This is a genomic window from Pigmentiphaga kullae (assembly GCF_004216695.1).
Lineage (GTDB): Bacteria > Pseudomonadota > Gammaproteobacteria > Burkholderiales > Burkholderiaceae_B > Pigmentiphaga > Pigmentiphaga kullae.
Genome location: NZ_SGXC01000002.1, coordinates 664,738 through 680,076 on the forward strand (window position 1 = coordinate 664,738; position 15,339 = coordinate 680,076).

Consider the following 15,339-nt stretch of genomic DNA (forward strand, 5'->3'; position numbering starts at 1 on the left):
CTTATTCGGGCTCGGGGCCGCGTTCGGGCCCGGGCCGCTTGGCCAGCTTGCGCTGCAGCGAGCGCCGGTGCATGTTGAGCAGACGGGCGGCGGCCGAGACGTTGCCGCCGGTTTCGTGCAGCGCCTGCTGGATGTGTTCCCACTCCAGGCGATGCAGGGGAATCATGGTCGACTCCACCGCGACGGCCTCGGCTTTTTCCCGTCCCAGCGCGCGCAGGATCATGTCGGCGGTGGCGGGCTTGGGCAGGTAGTCGTCGGCGCCGCGCTTGATGGCATCGACGGCGGTGGCCACGCTGGCGTAGCCGGTCACGAGCAGGATGCGCATGTCGGCGCGCAGCGCGCGCAGCGGCTTGATCAGCGTCAGCCCCGAGTCGTCGCTGCTGAGCTTGAGGTCGACCAGCGCGAAGCCGGGGCGGATCTCGTCGGCGATGCGCAGGGCCTCGGCGATGGTGGTGGCGGTGCGGGTTTCGAGTCCGCGCCGGGCCAGGCTGCGCTGCAGGGTGCGCAGGTAGAGTTCGTCGTCGTCGACCAGCAGGCCGATATCCAGGTCAGTCATCATGAGGTCACAGTGGTTTCCACGGGCAGTTGAAACTGGATGCGCACGCCGCCGCCTTCGGCGGCAGTCATGGTCATGTCGCCGCCCAGGCGTTCGACCGTGGCGTGCGACAGCGCCAGGCCCACGCCCAGGCCGCCGGGCTTGCCGCTGCGGAACAGCGTGGCGGGCAGGAGCGGCTGGTCGGGGTTCAGGCCGCGTCCGTAGTCGCGCACCACGCCGCGCACCATGCCGCCCTTGCATTCCAGGTGCAGGTCCACGTAGGGAGCGCCGGCCTGGACACCGGCATCGGCGGCATTGTTCAGCAGGGCCTGGAGCAGGTGGGCGACCGAGGGTTCGACGCGCAGGCCGCGCGGCAGGACGCCGGTGCGGTGCATTTCGACCGTGGGGCGGACCAGCTTCCACTGTTCCACCACGCGTTCCAGTTCCACTTCGGTTGGGACAGCCAGATTGCGCACGCGTTCCCGGCACAGGGCCAGCAGCTCGGTCAGCATCTCGGTGTCGGCGCGCAGGTCGTCGGTATCGGCCTGGGCGGCGATCTCGTCGGCCAGCAGGGTCATGGTGGCCAGCGGGGTGTTCAGTTCGTGCGCCATCGAGGCGGCGTGGGTGGCCAGCGCGACGATGCCCTCGTTGCGGGCGAAGCGTTCGCGCAGGTCGGCCAGTTCCCGTTCGCGGTTGCGCAGGTCGGCGGCCAGCCGGGTCGAGAAGATCAGGATCACGCTGACCGAGATCAGGAAGCTGGCGGCGATGCCCCACAGCAATAATTCATAGGCGTCGCCCGGGGCGTGCAGCGGATGGCCGAAGATGGCCGCCGCGGCATAGCCGATCACGCCCGCGCCGGCGGTGGCGTAGGCCCAGCGGTTGGGCAGGGCCATGGCCGCAAGGGCGATCAGGACCAGGAACAGCAGGCCGAAAGGATTGCTGATGCCGCCGCTCCAGGCCACCATCCAGGCCAGCACGACGATGTCGACCAGCATGTGCAGGAAGGCGGTGGCGTGCGAGGGTTCGTCGCCGGTGCGCAGGCGCCAGCCGGCGTAGAGGTTGAACAGCACCAGGGTGGCGACGCCGCTCCACAGCATGGCCAGGGGCAGGTCCACGCCCAGCGGTCCGCTGGCGATGAAGATGGTGGCGGCCTGGCCGCCTATGGCAAGCCAGCGCAGGCTGGACAGCGTGCGGAGGAAGGAGATTTCTGTGCGGCTCATACGATGGGCGATGGCCGGCGGCGGGCGCGCCGGCAGGCTCCATTATGACGCACGCGGCATGGGCGCCGCCGGGCGGCGGCGCGCGCTCAGGCGTGGGAGGCGGGCGGCTGCCCCTTGCGCAGCGCCAGGCCCAGCATGACGAGCGTGATGCCCTGGAACAGCAGGTCCAGCGACAGCAGCAGGCCCAGTATCCACAGGCTGTTCTCGGGCCAGCCCATGGCCACCAGCAATCCGGCCAGCAGCGTGACGGCGCCCGACAGCGCCAGCCAGCCCCAGCCCTGCTGGCTGCGGTGCTGGAACCAGATCCACAGGCGCAGGGCGCCCGAGGCGATCAGGAAGGCGCCCAGCAACAGCGTGAGTACCGCCGCGCCGGCCATCGGGTTGTACAGCGCGACGCCGCCGGCGATGGCGTAGAGCAGGCCGCCCAGCGTCCAGAACAGGAAGCCGCGCCAGTCCTTGACGCGCCAGGCCTGCACCAGTTGCCCGATGCCGGCCACCAGCATCATGGCGCCGACGAACAGGACGCTGGCAACGGTGGCGGCCAGCACGTAGGCGCCGGCCACGAAGCCGAGTACCAGCATCAGCACGCCCAGCGCGACGAACCAGCCCCATCGGGCGCCCAGCGATTTCAAGGTCTCGGTCAAGTCGACGTCACCCGGTACGGGCGTGGGATTCGGAGCATCCGCCATGTCTGTTCCCTCCGTGGTTCGGCACGCCGCGTGTCCCCATGCGCGGTGTATCCACCGCATACGGTACCAGCGTCTAGCCGGCCGCGCGCAGCAAATCTTGTAACCGCTCGATCAGGGGGCGCTGCCCCTCGAGCAGTTTTTCGCGCGCGGCCTCCAGGTCGAACCACTCGGCGCGGTCGACTTCGGGGAAGGCCTGGAGGCGGCCGCTGCGCGGGGGCCATTCCAGTTCGAAGCTATTGCTGCGCAGCATGGCGGGATCGAAATCGCCTTGCAGGGCGAAGGCCACGACTTCCTTGCCGGCCTTCTGCCGGACCCGCCCCAGCGGCTCGGGGGTGCCTGCGGGCAGGCTGCCCGTTTCTTCGTGGAATTCGCGCAGCGCGGCGGCGGCGTCGTCCTCGCCGGGCTCGGGCGCGCCCTTGGGGATGGACCAGGCGCCGGCGTCGCGCTTGCGCCAGAAGGGGCCGCTCGGATGGACCAGCAGGACTTCCCAGCCGCGCGCCCCATGGCGATACAGCAGCAGGCCGGCGCTGGACGCCCGGGCCGGCGTGGGCCGCGCGGCGGCGCTCATGGCCGGCTGGCTCCGGCGGCAGGTGGAGCGGCGCGGAGCATGTCGGCATAGGCCAGGCCGAAGATGGCCAGTCCGCCCACGGCCAGCAGCAGGCCGACCCAGCCGGTCGAGGCCCAGCCCAGGCCGGCCGAGATGGTCAGGCCGCCCAGCCACGCGCCCAGCGCGTTGGCGAGGTTGAACGCCGAGTGGTTCAGGGCCGCGGCCAGCGTCTGCGCGTCGCCGGCGACGTCCATCAGCCGGATCTGCAAGGCCGGGCCGATGGCCACGACGGTGCCGATCAGAAAGACGTTGAAGGCGCCCAGCCAGATGCTGGAGGCGGTCAGGCAGAACAGCCCCAGCACCAGGCCCGACCAGACCAGCAGCCCGCCTATGGTGGGCATCAGCGCCTTGTCCGCGAGCCGTGAGCCGACCAGGTTGCCGGTCACCATGCCCACGCCGAACAGCGCCAGGACGAAGGGAACCCCGTGCACCGGCAGGCCGGCCAGTTCCATCAGCGTGGGCTTGATGTAGCTGAACACCGCGAACATGCCACCGAAGCCGATGGCCCCTATGCCCAGCGTCAGCCAGACCTGCTTGCGGCGCAGCGCGCCGAGTTCGCGCCAGGGGCTGGCGCCTTCGCTGGCCGGGATGTCGGGAATCCAGCGCCAGACCAGCAGCGAGGCCAGCACGCCGATGACGCCCACCAGCGCGAAGGCCGCGCGCCACCCCAGCCATTGGCCCAGGCCCGTGGCCAGCGGTACGCCGATCAGCGTGGCCACGGTCAGGCCCAGCATGACGTAGCCCACGGCCCGCGCGCGCTGGCCCGCCGGCGCCAGGTGCGCCGCCACCAGGGCGGCCACGCCGAAATACGTGCCATGGGGCAGGCCGGTCATCAGCCGCATCAGGATCATGGACAGATAGCCGGGCGCCGCCGCGCTGGCGAAATTGCCCAGCGCGAAGAAGACCATCAGGGCCACGAGCAGCGCGCGGCGCGGCATGCGGGCGCCCAGCACCGCCAGCACCGGCGCGCCCACGACGACGCCCAGCGCATAGGCGCTGATCAGGTGCCCGGCCGAGGGGATGGAGATGCCGAGGTCCTGGGCCGCGTCGGGCAGCAGACCCATGATGACGAATTCGCCGGTGCCGATGCCGAACCCGCCCAGTCCGAGCGCGAGCAGGGCGCGGCCGAAGGAAGGAGGCAGGGCGGAAGGCGGGGAGGAGGGGGCGTGCATGGAAGGGACGATGTGGCCGCGCGAACGCGGCAAGGACGAGTCCGATAGCTTAGCAGGTGCAAGTTGCAGCGCACAAAAACGTGGCCACGGGCCCCGGGCTATGATGCGGGGCGAGAACGCGGTCCTTCTCACAGGGCCGCGGCACCGGAACCATGACGGAGGCCCCATGAGCGACATCACCATCTATCACAACCCCGCGTGCGGCACCTCGCGCAAGGTCCTGGCTCTTCTGGAGGAGCGCGGCCTCGAGCCCACCGTGGTCGAGTACCTGAAGACGCCGCCCAGCCGCGACACGCTCAAGGGCCTGATCGCCGCGATGGGCTTGCCGGTACGCGAGGCGATGCGGGTCAAGGGCAGCCCCTACGAGGAACTGGGGCTGGGCGACCCGAAGTGGAGCGATGACGAACTGCTCGACTTCATGATGCAGCACCCCATCCTGATCAACCGTCCCATTGTGGTGACGCCGCGTGGCACGCGGCTGTGCCGGCCGATGGAGACGGTGCTCGACCTTCTGCCCTAAGCCCTGGCAGTCGCAACCGCGCCGAGGCTGCCGCGCTCGACGCGGTTGCGGCCCAGGTTCTTGGCCGCGTACAGCGCGGCATCGGCCGCCGACAGGGGGCGTTCGTAGTCGGGGTGGTCGGTGTGCATGGCCAGCCCCAGGCTGATGGTGGCCTGCAGCGAGACGTCGCCGGGCAGCATGATGCGTTCGGCCGCCACCTGCTGGCGCAGCCGCTCGGCGATCTGCCAGGCCTGTTCCTCGTTGGTTTCCACCAGCACCAGCAGGAATTCCTCGCCACCGTAGCGGAAGGCATAGTCGCTGCTGCGCATGCCGTTGAGCAGGACGCTGGCGACGGCGCGCAGCGCCAGGTCGCCCGCGTGGTGGCCGTAGCGGTCGTTGATGGACTTGAAGTGATCGACGTCCACCATGATCAGCGCGAACGAGGTCCGCGAGCGCATCGCCAGCGCGACCTCGCGCCTGAGCACGGTGGGCAGGAAACGCCGGTTCATCAGTTGCGTCAGCGAGTCGCGGCCGCTCTCGAGTTCCGACATCTGCTCGAACAGCACGCCCAGCACGTGCTTGATCTGCGACACGTTTTCGCGCACGGCCCGCAGCAGTTGCCCGCGGGGCGCGGGTTGTCCTGCGGCCGTGCGCGCGCCGTGGAGCTGCGCGTCGGTGGCGTCGATCAGGCTGCTGATCGCCTGGATCTCGGGCGTGTCGCCGAAGCTGGGTTGGCCCTTGTGCGTGAACCACAGTCCGAAGGTGGACGCCGAGAGATCCTGCACGTCGGCCAGCGGCCCGTCGGTCGCGATCTGATAGACCAGGCCGTTTTCCCAGTCCAGCAGCGATGCCCGCTGGCGCTCGCGCTCGGTGCCCAGGTTCTGCATCAGCGAGAACAGCCGGTAGGCCTCGTCGCTGCGGGCCGAGCGTTCATGCGAACGCGAGTACGAGGCGGTCATGGCCTCCATCGACAGGTCCAGCACCTGCGAGACGTAGAGCATGGCGGTCTGGCGGTCGCGCTCGCGCGGACCGTCGCCGGCCAGCCGTTCCAGCAGGCGCAGCTTCAGGCGCCGCGCGCCCCGGGCCACCAGGGTGACCGGGATACCCAGGCGGGCATGGACATCGCCGATGACCCGCTGCGCGGCGATCAGGCCTTCGATGGCCTGCGGGTCGGCGCTGGTCAGCACATCCAGCAGCCACTTTTGCAGCGAGGCGTGCAGCCGTTCGTGCACCTGCTGGCTGGACAGGAATGCCGAGGCCTGTTCATCGGCCAGCATGTGGGCGTAGAAGTCGTCGGCCAGCTCGCGCACGCTGCCGTGGACGATGCCGGACAGCAGCTCGCGGCCGGCAGGGGATAGGCGGTCCATCAGGTCTCGCCATTCTTCGGCAAGCAGGGTCTCGGAGAAATGATTGTCGTCAGGCATGGGGTGAAGCGGGAAGGCGGATACGGTCGGAGCGGATTAGAGCAGGATCCGGCCTTCGATGCAGTCGGCCACGTCGCCGCCCACCCAGATGTCGTCCGCTTCGCGGCTGACGTGCACCCGTCCGGCCCGGCCCAGGGCGGTGCCCTGGCTGGCGACGTAGCGGTCGGGGGCAAGGCCCGCGCCGATCAGCCACTGCGCGATGCCGGCGTTCAGGCTGCCGGTCACGGGGTCTTCGGGCACGCCCAGGCCCGGGGCGAAGGCGCGTACTTCGAACTGGGCCTCGGTCCCGTCCGCGGCGGGATCCCAGGGCGCGACGACGCCGAGCTTGAGCATGCCCAGCGCGGCGTGGTCCGGTTTCACGGCCAGGACCTGCGCGCGCGAGGCGAGCATGACCGCCACCCAGGCCGGCCCGTTGTCCACCCAGTTGGCGGCGCGTATGGCTTCCTGTGGGATGCCCAGGCCCCGCGCGGCCTGCGCGAGCGTGGCCGGGTCGACGTCGCCGGCGCGCCGCAGGGGCGGCGCCGCGAATGCCAGGCGCCCCTGCGCACGCCTTATCCGGACCAGCCCCACGCCGCATTCCTGCACGATGTCCGGGCCCCGGGGCTGGCCGCCCGCCCGCAGCCAGGCATGGCAGCTGCCCAAGGTCGGGTGGCCGGCGAAGGGCAGTTCGCCGCTGGGTGTGAAGATGCGTACCCGGTAGTCCGCGCCAGCCTGGGTGGGGCGCAGCAGGAAGGTGGTCTCGCTCAGTCCGGTCCAACGGGCGAGCGCGGCCATGCGGGCGTCATCGAGGCCGTCGGCGCCGTGCACCACGGCCAGGGGGTTGCCTCGCAGCGGGACGGCGGTGAACACGTCCACCTGGCTGAAGTCGTGAAAGGCGGGGGCAGGTGTCGTCATGGGCGTATCGAATCAGACGTAGCTGGAAAGCAGGATATTGGTTTCGGTGTTGGCGATGCCGGGGATCAGCCGGATGCGTTCGAGCGCGCGGTCGAAGTCCTCGAGGTTCTCGGCCCGCAGCTCGGCCACGATATCCCACCGGCCGTTGGTGGTGTGCAGGGCCTGAATGGCCGGTTCGCCGCGCAGGGACTGCAGCACGCGGCGGGCCGTGTTGCCTTCGATCTCTATGCTCATCCACGCGCGTATGCCGCGAGGCTCGGCATCGGGCCGCAGGCGCACGGTGTAGCCGACGACGACGCCCTGTTCCTCCAGGCGGGCAAGGCGGTTCTGGACCGTGCCGCGCGAAACGTGAAGCTTCTGGGCAAGGGTGGAGACCGGCGTGCGCGCATTGTCGCGCAGCAGGGCGATCAGGCGATGGTCGACGTCGTCCATGGCATGTCCCCGATGCGTAGGAGGATGGCAAAACGATAGCAGAGTCTGGCGTTATGGCAATCTATGGGCAGAAATGCCCAATTCTTGCACTCCTTCTTGACGGCACGGACGAGCAGAATAGTGGAAAGGCCAGTCCGGCCGCCCCGATGGAAAGGAGCGCACGTGAAGACCGAAGCCAGGATCCTGATGGTCGAGCCCAGGTATTTCGACGTCAGCTATCGCATCAATCCGTGGATGCAACCCGATGCATGGGCGCGCGACCCCAAAGGTTGCGCGGCCGCCGCGAACGACGCGTCGCAGGCCCTGCGCCGCGCGCTGGCGCGCGCCGGCTGCGAGGTCGTCGTGCGAGCGGGCAGCCCCGGCCTGCCCGACATGGTCTTTCCCGCCAATGCTGCCATCGTGCTCGACGGGCGTGCCCTGCTGGCCCGCTTCCGCTATCCGCAGCGCCAGGGCGAGGAAGCAGCCTTCCTTGCGATGTTCCACGCGCTGCGCGACGAGGGACTGCTGGCGGAGGTGGCGCAGCTTCCCGAAGGATGCTTCCAGGAGGGGGCGGGCGACGCCATCTGGGATACCCGCCGCGACTGGTTCTGGGCCGCCTACGGTCCCCGCTCGTCGCGCGATTCGCTGGCCCGCGTGCGCGAGTTCTTCGGCAAGGAAACGGTGGCGATGGAACTGGTCTCCGATCGCTGCTACCACCTGGACGTGTGCTTCTGCCCGCTTGCCGGCGGCGAGATCCTGTACTTTCCGCCCGCGCTGACCGCCCAGGCCCTGCGCAACCTGCGCGAGCGCGTGCCGGCGGACCTGCTGATCGAGGCCACGGAAGACGATCTGGCCCGCTTCAGCGTGAACGCGGTCAGCGTCGGCCGGCAAATCGTCATGGCCACGCCCGCCGACCGCCTGCGGGCCGTGCTGACCGAGCGTGGCTACCACGTGACGCCGGTGGATCTCGCGCCCTTCATGATGTCCGGCGGGGGCGCCTATTGCATGACCTTGCGCCTGGATCGCGCGAGCCTGGCCGATGGCGCCGAGCCCGCGCCCGCCAGGGAGGCCGCGACGGCCTGAGGAGGGCATATGAAGACGCGCTATCTGGATGCGGGCGCGGTGGCCCGCATGATCGGCGGATACGGAACGGTGCGCGTGATCGAACTGCTGGCGCGCGATATCCGCGACGACTATCTGCGCTGGCCGGAGTTCGAGAAGTGCGCCCGCATGGCGCATCATTCCAGCATGGGGGTGATCGAGTTGATGCCGGTGTCCGATGGCAGGCGCTATGCGTTCAAGTACGTCAACGGCCACCCCGGCAACGCGCTGAGCGGCCTGCCCACCGTGCTGGCCTTTGGCGTCCTGGCCGACGTGGCGACCGGATATCCCTTGCTGCTGGCCGACCTGACCCTGGCGACGGCGCTGCGCACCGCGGCGACCTCGGCGCTGGCGGCGCGCGCCATGGCGTGCGCGGGCGCACGGACCATGGCGCTGATCGGCAACGGCGCGCAAAGCGAATTCCAGGCGCTGGCCTTCCATACCCTGGTGGGTATCACCGAGATCCGCGCCTACGACATCGACCGCCATGCCACCGACAAGCTCATGACCAACCTGGCCGGGGTCGAAGGGCTGCGCGTGATCGCCGCGGGCTCGGCCGAGGAGGCCGTGCGGGGCGCGGATATCGTGACCACCGCGACCGCCGACAAGCGCCGCGCCTCGGTGCTGCGGCCGCAGTGGCTGGCGCCGGGCACCCATGTGAACGCGGTGGGGGGCGACAGCCCCGGCAAGACCGAGCTGCATCCGGCCATCCTGCGGCAGGCCCGCATCGTGGTGGAGTACGAGGCCCAGACCCGCATCGAGGGCGAGATCCAGCAACTGCCGGCCAGCGCGCCGGTGGTGCCGCTGTGGCAGGTGCTGTCCGGCGCGCGGCCGGGACGGGAAACGCCGGAACAGATCACGGTGTTCGATTCGGTGGGCTTCGCGCTGGAGGACTTCTCGGCTCTGCGCTGCCTGCTGGACCTGGCCCAGGCCACGGGGGCCGGGCAGGACGTGCAGCTCGTGCCCGACCTCGCGGACCCGCGCAACCTGTATGCGCTGCTGGCCGCTCAGGCCCGGGCCACCGAGCCGGCGGCCGCTACATCCTGACCCAGCCGCGCGCGATCATGACGTGCAGGGCCAGGCCCAGCAGGAAGCCGGCGGCGACGTTCCACATGCACAGGGCGGCGGTGGCCAGCGCAACCAGGCGCTGATTCCTGTCCGCCGGCAGGACGCTGCTGCCCAGCGCCAGCTGGGCGCCGGTCAGGAACAGGATCACGCCCAGGATGGACAGCGGGAAGAGCTTGAACAGCAGCGAGACGCCGGCGCTGAAGAACAGCGCGAGCACCAGCAGGATGACCCCCAGGATGACCGGCGCGCCGCCCGTGCGCGCGCCGAAGGCCACGTGGCCGGCCATGCCGCCCGCGCCGTGGCACATGGGTACTCCGCCGACCACCGAGCTGAACACGTTCATGATGCCGGTCGAGGTCGCCAGGCCGTTTTCGGTCACGGGGCGTCCGGGAAAGAGGCGGTTGTTCTCTTCCTTGACCGCGATGACGGCGTTGCCCAGCGTGAGCGGGAGCTGGGGCAGGGCCAGCAGCGCCGCGCCTATCGCCAGTTCGTGCAGGCTGATGTCCGACAGCGCGAACGACGGCGAAGGCAGACCCAGGGGAACCTGCGCCAGTTCGTGCAGCAGCGCGGGCTGGCGCCAGGCGCCCACCGCCGCGCCGAAGACGAGCAGCACGAACATCGCCGGCAGCGTGCGGTTGCCCATCAGAAGCAGCGTGCCCACGCCCGCCAGCGCCGCGATGGGCCAGTCGGTCTGCATCATCTTCACGCCTTCCAGCATGAAGCCGAAACCCAGGCCCAGCATGATGCCCAGCACCACGGCGGGCGGGACCAGGCGCGTCACCCGCGCGGCCATGCCGCTCAGTCCCAGGAACAGCCAGGCGACGCCGGTGGCGAGCGCGGCACCGTAGACTGCCCCGGGGGTGACCACCGCGGTCTGGGCGGCCTGGGTGATGGCCACCGCGCCGATGGCCTTCATGGGCTGCACGGGAATGGGTGTCTTGTAGTGGAGGCCGCAGGCCAGCATGCACAGGCCGAAAGCGAACAGCACGCCGAACGGATCGAGCTTGAGCACGCCGATATAGGCGGCGACGAAGGGAATCAGGGTGCCGAGGTCGCCGAAGGCGCCCGCCCATTCCATGCGGTCGTAGCGATTGCCCGTGGCGGCCGGTGGCGGCACGGAGCGGCTGGCGGGTTCGTGCACCCGGACCCCCTTGCTATGCGGACGAACGAAAAGGCGATTGTCGGCCACCCCGCCTGGCGTGTAAACACGCGGGCCTCGCGGCGTCCGGGAAAAGGCGTCCTAAGCGCAGGCCCGCGCGCGCAGCGTCCGGGACATGGCGTCCAGCATGCGTGCCCAGTCCTTGCGGACGCGTTCGGCTTCGGCCGCCCGATCGGCATCCAGTTGTTGCGTGACCTTGATCTTGCAGCCGGGCTCGGCGTCGATCAGCGCCACGGTCACCAGGTCCGCCCGGGGGGCGTCCGCCGCATGCCATTCGAAGGCCAGGCAATAGGGCCGGTCCTTGATCAGGTAGTTGTCCCGGCACCCGGCTTCGCCGTCGGTCCGCCGCTGGGCCAGGGCGGCCATGCAGGCATCGAAGACCGATTCGGCGGGCACGGGAAGATGCCGGACTGTGCAGACGTCTATCGTTCGGCTCATGCTGGCGTTTTCCTGACAAGCGGGACGTCCGGCGGATGCCGCCGGACAGGCAGACGCGCAGCGTAGCGAATTTTGTGTACAGTGTCCACAATACCCCGGACGGGGTGTCGGGATAGGCGCGCGGCGGTCAGCCCCAGGCGGCGCCGAGTTCGCGCGTGACCTGGGCGGCCGGCAGTTCGCGGCAGGCCCCGGGATTCTGTCCGCACCAGAGCGGAGAGAAATCGCCCGAGCCCTGCGCCTCGGCCTTGGCGCGCAGGGGCGCGATCGCCGAGGTCGCGAGCGGGAAGGCCGGCGCCGCCGGCGACATGGGGCCGAGTTCGCGCATCACGCGGTTCACGATGCCACGCGCCGGGCGGCCGGAGAACACGTTGGTGAGCGCGGTATGGGCGGCGGGGTGCTTGAGCGCGGCGCGGTGGACGGCGCTGATCGTCGATTCGGGGCAGAGCAGGTAGGCCGTGCCCGCCTGCACGCCGGCCGCGCCCAGTGCCCGCGCGGCCGCGACCGTGCGTGCGTCGGCGATGCCGCCGGCCGCCACCACCGGCACGCGCACGGCCGCCACGATCTGCGGCAGCAGCGCGAAGGTGCCCGACTGCGTGTCCAGGTCGTCGGACAGGAAGATGCCCCGATGGCCGCCGGCCTCGTTGCCCTGCGCGATGATGACGTCTGCGCCGTGGTCCTCCAGCCAGCGCGCCTCGGCGACGGTGGTGGCCGACGACAGCACCGTGGATCCCCAGGATTTCACTCGGGCCAGCAGGTCTGCCGAAGGCAGGCCGAAATGGAAGCTGATCACCGGAGGCCGGTAGGGCTCGACCAGGTCGGCGATCTCGGCCGTGAACGGCGCGCGTCCGGGGCCGGGCTGGATGCCGGCCGGATCGATGCCGAACTCGGCGTAGTATGGCCCCAGGGCCTGGCGCCATTGCGCCTCGCGCGCGGCGTCGGGCACGGGGGGCGTATGGCAGAAGAAGTTGACGTTGTAGGGGCGCTCGGTGCCCGCGCGCAGCTTGTCGAGTTCGGCGCGCAGCGCGTCGGGCCCCAGCATCGCACAGGGCAGGGAGCCCAGGCCGCCCGCGTTCGATACGGCGATCGCCAGCGCGCTGGCCTGCGAACCGGCCATGGGTGCCTGGATGACGGGAAGGGAGATGCCCAGCAGTGTTTGCAGACTCATGATACGGCCTTGGTCGGAAACGAAGGGAGAAGAGGGAGTTCGCCCGCCGGCAGCAGATCGGCCAGCGTGTAGTGGTCCAGGTGTTGCAGGAAGCGCTGCAGGGCGGCATCCAGGATGCCCGTCAGCCGGCAGCGGCCGGTCAGCGCACAGGTGCTGCCGGTGGCGTGGCATTCGACCAGATGGAAGTCCGGCTCGAGGTCGCGCAGCACGTCGCCCAGGCCTATGCGCTCGGGCGGACGGGCCAGCCGCATGCCGCCGCCCTTGCCGCGCACCGTCTCCAGATAGCCCAGCTGCCCCAGGCGATGCGTGACCTTCATCAGGTGGGCCGCGGAAATGCCATGGGCCTGCGCGACCTCGGCGATCGTGCACAGTCTGCCGGCATGCGCGCCGACATGCATCAGCAGCCTCAGCGCGTAGTCGCTCTGTACCGTCAGGCGCATGGCAGCTCGCGCGCCAGGCGGTCGGGGTGGCGCTGCATCTGGTAGCCCAGCCACAGGCTTTGGGCGATGCGGCGGGCCATGACCCGCGCGCGCGCGGCCATGGCCTGGTTCTGCTGTTCCCCGGCGGTCAGGTCGAACAGCTCCAGCCAGCGCGCGAACAGGGTTTCGTCCAGGTCGGGCAGGGCGGCGTGCCGCGTCATGGGCGTGCCGCCGTAGCGCCGCGTGCCGCGCAGGATGGAGGACCAGAAGTCGGTGAGCTTGGACAGGTGGCTGTCCCAGTCGTCGACGTGGGCTTCGAAGATGGGGCCCAGCTTGTCGTCCCGCCGCACTCGCGCATAGAAGGCCGAGACGAGGCGCGCGATTTCCTCGTCGGTGCACAGATTGAGGTCGAGCATTGGGGGCACTCATAAAGATATATTTTTAATATACCTTATCAGAAGCCCGGGCAGCCAGGCTAGCGCCGGCCGGCCTGGTGCTACAGTATGCGCAGCCTCGAACCCGATACCGATTTTCCATGTCGCACCTGGCATCGCTCTGGACCCAGTTGATCGCCTGGGTCAGCACCCATCTCGTCGAACCGGCCGTCGTCTTCCTGCACATCGCCGATACCGCGGGCAATCCGCTGGAGATCTCCGAGGCGCTGCTGATCGCGCTGTTGCAGCTCTTCATCATCGGTTTCATCTTCCGCCCGCTGGAGACCCTCGCACCGGCCGAGCGCTGGGAGGAACGAGGGCTCACCCGCATCGACCGGCTGTACACGCTGCTGATGCTGCTGGGGCTGTTCCCGCTGTTCAGCTACCTGGTCCTGACGCCGTTCGCCAACATGCTGGGCGGGCTGGGAGGCGAGGCCGAGGCCGGCCCCGCCGTGTCCTCCGGGCTCAAGCACTGGGTGCCGTGGTTCGAGGACCATCCCTATCTGCTGTTCCTGGTCTATTACCTGGTCTACGACTGCGTCTATTACTGGATGCACCGGGCCCAGCACGCCATCCCGTGGTGGTGGGCGCTGCACAGCATGCACCACAGCCAGCGTCAGATGAGCTGCTGGACCAACGACCGCGGCAGCTATATCGACGGCGTGCTGCAATCCTTCATCCTGGCCACCGTCGGCCTGGCGATGGGCGTGGAGCCTTCCGAGTTCGCGCTGCTGGGCCTCTTGAGCGAACTGGTGCAGAACCTGTCGCACACCAACGTGCGCTTCGGCTTCGGCCGCATCGGCGAACGCGTGCTGGTCGATCCCAAGTTCCATCGCCTGCACCACATGGTGCGGGACCCCGAGCGTCCCTCGCTGCACAACTGCAATTTCGGACAGGTCCTGCCCATCTGGGACATCCTGTTCGGCACGGCGCTGTATGGCGAGAAGATCCGTCCGACCGGCGTCAGCGACCCCATGGTCGACGCCGACAACGACCGTGGCCTGGTGGGCCAGCAGTGGCAGGCCGCCCGGCGTTTCTGGGGAGCCGTGCGACGGCCGGCGGGATGGAAGCTGGGCGAGGTGTCGTTCGGCCCGGACTATGCCCCCATTCCCAGCGACGAGGCCGAACACCTGCCCGCGCGCGCCGACACGGGGCCGGCGGGCGGCGCGCCGGCGGCCTGAGCCCGGTCCCTCAGGGCCGGGCCAGGTGCCAGATGCCGTTGACTCCGTCGCCCGTGCGGTCGCCGGGTGCCCGGTCCTTGGTCCAGAAGTACAGCGGCTTGCCGCGGTAGGCCCATTGCCGGACGCCGTCCTGGCGCGTGATGACCATCCAGTCCCCGGTGCGGGTGGCGCCCGAGGGGGCGGTCAGGGGCGGCCAGTTCTGCGCGCAGACGCCGTTGCAGGCGCTCTGGCCCACGGGATCGCGATCGAAGGTGTACAGGCTCATGCCGTTGGGGGCCACCATCGCGCCGTCGCTGATCTTCGCGGGCTCGCTCACCATCAGCGATGAGCAGCCCGCCGCGAGGACCGCGGCGGCGCAAGTGGCGTGGACGAAAGCTCGAACCATGATGCCTCCTTGAGTCGGTCGATGTTCCATGGAAAGGATCACCGGCCAGTATGGTGGCTTTCGGTGGCCGACCACATGTCCGCCGCCCAGATGGGTTGTAAGGTTTTGCAACTGGCGCCGACATCGATGTTTCCAACGATGTCGGCGGGCGTGGGGCCGCGGCGCATGCGCCATAATGGCCGCGTCCCAACCACGTCGCCGCACATGAAAAGCGAATCCACTTTCGAATGGATGGGGGCCATGCTGGGCGAGGCCATCCGCACCATCGTCGCCGCGTTGAAGACGGTGTTCGGCGGCTTCGGCGAAGCCGTCGGCGCGTTTTCCTCGGGCCTGGCCGAGGCGCTGGGCATGAGCCCGACCCTGTTCAATTTCGCGCTGCTGGTCCTGGGGCTGTTGCTGCTCTACGCCGGCATACGTTCGCTGATGAATCGCTCGATACTGGGCGCCGTCTTCTGGTTCCTGCTGGCGGTGCTGTTGCTGGGCGGACTGATAGGCGAAGCAGGCACGCCTGCCTGAGGTTGCCGCGACGCGGGAAATA

The 15,339-nt window shown here is 69.6% G+C and carries 18 protein-coding genes and 1 pseudogene; 5 read left to right on the plus strand and 14 right to left on the minus strand.

What is annotated here, in order from left to right:
* Position 1: 1 nt before the first annotated feature.
* From EV675_RS17480 to EV675_RS17500, 5 genes are all read right to left on the minus strand, one after another.
* The gene (locus EV675_RS17480; RefSeq protein WP_124692356.1) at positions 2-556 is read right to left on the minus strand and encodes a response regulator transcription factor; all 555 of its coding nucleotides are present in this window, start codon (positions 554-556) and stop codon (positions 2-4) included.
* Positions 556-1,755 (minus strand): ATP-binding protein, encoded by a 1,200-nt coding sequence (locus tag EV675_RS17485; protein ID WP_130358496.1) that lies wholly within the window; start codon positions 1,753-1,755, stop codon positions 556-558. Before EV675_RS17485 ends, EV675_RS17480 begins: the two co-directional genes overlap by 1 nt.
* 86 nt (positions 1,756-1,841) lie before the next feature.
* A complete protein-coding gene (locus tag EV675_RS17490; RefSeq protein WP_130358497.1) occupies positions 1,842-2,444 on the minus strand; it encodes an HdeD family acid-resistance protein in 603 nt (200 codons plus the stop codon).
* A gap of 73 nt (positions 2,445-2,517) precedes the next feature.
* Positions 2,518-3,012: an NUDIX hydrolase gene (locus EV675_RS17495; RefSeq protein ID WP_130358498.1), complete on the minus strand. Its 495-nt coding sequence runs from the start codon at positions 3,010-3,012 to the stop codon at positions 2,518-2,520.
* Positions 3,009-4,223 carry an MFS transporter gene (locus EV675_RS17500; RefSeq protein WP_130358499.1) on the minus strand — a complete coding sequence of 405 codons (1,215 nt, stop codon included), beginning with the start codon at positions 4,221-4,223 and terminating at the stop codon, positions 3,009-3,011. Before EV675_RS17500 ends, EV675_RS17495 begins: the two co-directional genes overlap by 4 nt.
* Before the next feature lie 166 nt (positions 4,224-4,389).
* Here EV675_RS17500 and arsC point away from each other — a divergent pair.
* Positions 4,390-4,740 (plus strand): annotated as a pseudogene (arsC, locus tag EV675_RS17505) (arsenate reductase (glutaredoxin)); the annotation flags it as partial.
* Here the strand turns inward: arsC and EV675_RS17510 are convergent.
* The 3 genes from EV675_RS17510 to EV675_RS17520 are packed head-to-tail and all read right to left on the minus strand — an operon-like array spanning position 4,740 to position 7,472.
* A complete protein-coding gene (locus tag EV675_RS17510) occupies positions 4,740-6,146 on the minus strand; it encodes a GGDEF domain-containing protein (protein ID WP_130358501.1) in 1,407 nt (468 codons plus the stop codon). The pseudogene arsC and the gene EV675_RS17510 overlap by 1 nt on opposite strands.
* 36 nt (positions 6,147-6,182) lie before the next feature.
* Positions 6,183-7,040, minus strand: coding sequence for a PhzF family phenazine biosynthesis protein (locus EV675_RS17515; protein WP_130358502.1), 858 nt, complete (start codon positions 7,038-7,040; stop codon positions 6,183-6,185).
* A 12-nt stretch (positions 7,041-7,052) separates the two neighbouring features.
* Complete coding sequence (locus EV675_RS17520; RefSeq protein WP_130358503.1) at positions 7,053-7,472, minus strand: Lrp/AsnC family transcriptional regulator; 420 nt, start codon at positions 7,470-7,472, stop codon at positions 7,053-7,055.
* A 186-nt stretch (positions 7,473-7,658) separates the two neighbouring features.
* Here EV675_RS17520 and EV675_RS17525 point away from each other — a divergent pair, with 186 nt between their 5' ends.
* Positions 7,659-8,534 carry a dimethylarginine dimethylaminohydrolase family protein gene (locus tag EV675_RS17525; RefSeq protein WP_242621555.1) on the plus strand — a complete coding sequence of 292 codons (876 nt, stop codon included), beginning with the start codon at positions 7,659-7,661 and terminating at the stop codon, positions 8,532-8,534.
* A 9-nt stretch (positions 8,535-8,543) separates the two neighbouring features.
* Positions 8,544-9,599, plus strand: a complete 1,056-nt coding sequence (locus EV675_RS17530) for an ornithine cyclodeaminase (protein ID WP_130358505.1) — start codon at positions 8,544-8,546, stop codon at positions 9,597-9,599.
* Here the strand turns inward: EV675_RS17530 and EV675_RS17535 are convergent.
* The 5 genes from EV675_RS17535 to EV675_RS17555 all read right to left on the minus strand — a co-directional run bounded on the left by EV675_RS17535 (position 9,589) and on the right by EV675_RS17555 (position 13,217).
* On the minus strand, positions 9,589-10,761 hold the full coding sequence (locus EV675_RS17535) for a putative sulfate/molybdate transporter (protein WP_242621479.1): 1,173 nt from the start codon (positions 10,759-10,761) through the stop codon (positions 9,589-9,591). The two genes, EV675_RS17530 and EV675_RS17535, sit on opposite strands and share 11 nt — an antisense overlap.
* A 99-nt stretch (positions 10,762-10,860) precedes the next feature.
* Positions 10,861-11,217 carry an SRPBCC domain-containing protein gene (locus EV675_RS17540; protein ID WP_130358506.1) on the minus strand — a complete coding sequence of 119 codons (357 nt, stop codon included), beginning with the start codon at positions 11,215-11,217 and terminating at the stop codon, positions 10,861-10,863.
* Between the two features lie 127 nt (positions 11,218-11,344).
* Entirely contained in the window at positions 11,345-12,382 is a 1,038-nt protein-coding gene (locus EV675_RS17545; RefSeq protein ID WP_130358507.1) for an NAD(P)H-dependent flavin oxidoreductase, read from the minus strand.
* Positions 12,379-12,822, minus strand: a complete 444-nt coding sequence (locus EV675_RS17550; protein ID WP_130358508.1) for an RrF2 family transcriptional regulator — start codon at positions 12,820-12,822, stop codon at positions 12,379-12,381. The genes EV675_RS17545 and EV675_RS17550 overlap by 4 nt, the downstream gene beginning before the upstream one ends.
* Positions 12,813-13,217, minus strand: a complete 405-nt coding sequence (locus tag EV675_RS17555; protein ID WP_130358509.1) for a group III truncated hemoglobin — start codon at positions 13,215-13,217, stop codon at positions 12,813-12,815. The genes EV675_RS17550 and EV675_RS17555 overlap by 10 nt, the downstream gene beginning before the upstream one ends.
* Positions 13,218-13,336: 119 nt before the next feature.
* On the opposite strand from EV675_RS17555, the gene EV675_RS17560 reads away from it, so the two are divergent.
* Complete coding sequence (locus tag EV675_RS17560; protein ID WP_130358510.1) at positions 13,337-14,416, plus strand: sterol desaturase family protein; 1,080 nt, start codon at positions 13,337-13,339, stop codon at positions 14,414-14,416.
* Positions 14,417-14,426: 10 nt separating this feature from the next.
* Here EV675_RS17560 and EV675_RS17565 read toward each other — a convergent pair whose 3' ends face one another.
* The gene (locus tag EV675_RS17565; protein WP_130358511.1) at positions 14,427-14,801 is read right to left on the minus strand and encodes a COG4315 family predicted lipoprotein; all 375 of its coding nucleotides are present in this window, start codon (positions 14,799-14,801) and stop codon (positions 14,427-14,429) included.
* 204 nt (positions 14,802-15,005) lie between these two features.
* Here EV675_RS17565 and EV675_RS17570 point away from each other — a divergent pair, with 204 nt between their 5' ends.
* A complete protein-coding gene (locus EV675_RS17570; RefSeq protein ID WP_130358512.1) occupies positions 15,006-15,317 on the plus strand; it encodes a hypothetical protein in 312 nt (103 codons plus the stop codon).
* The last annotated feature ends 22 nt before the right edge of the window (positions 15,318-15,339 follow it).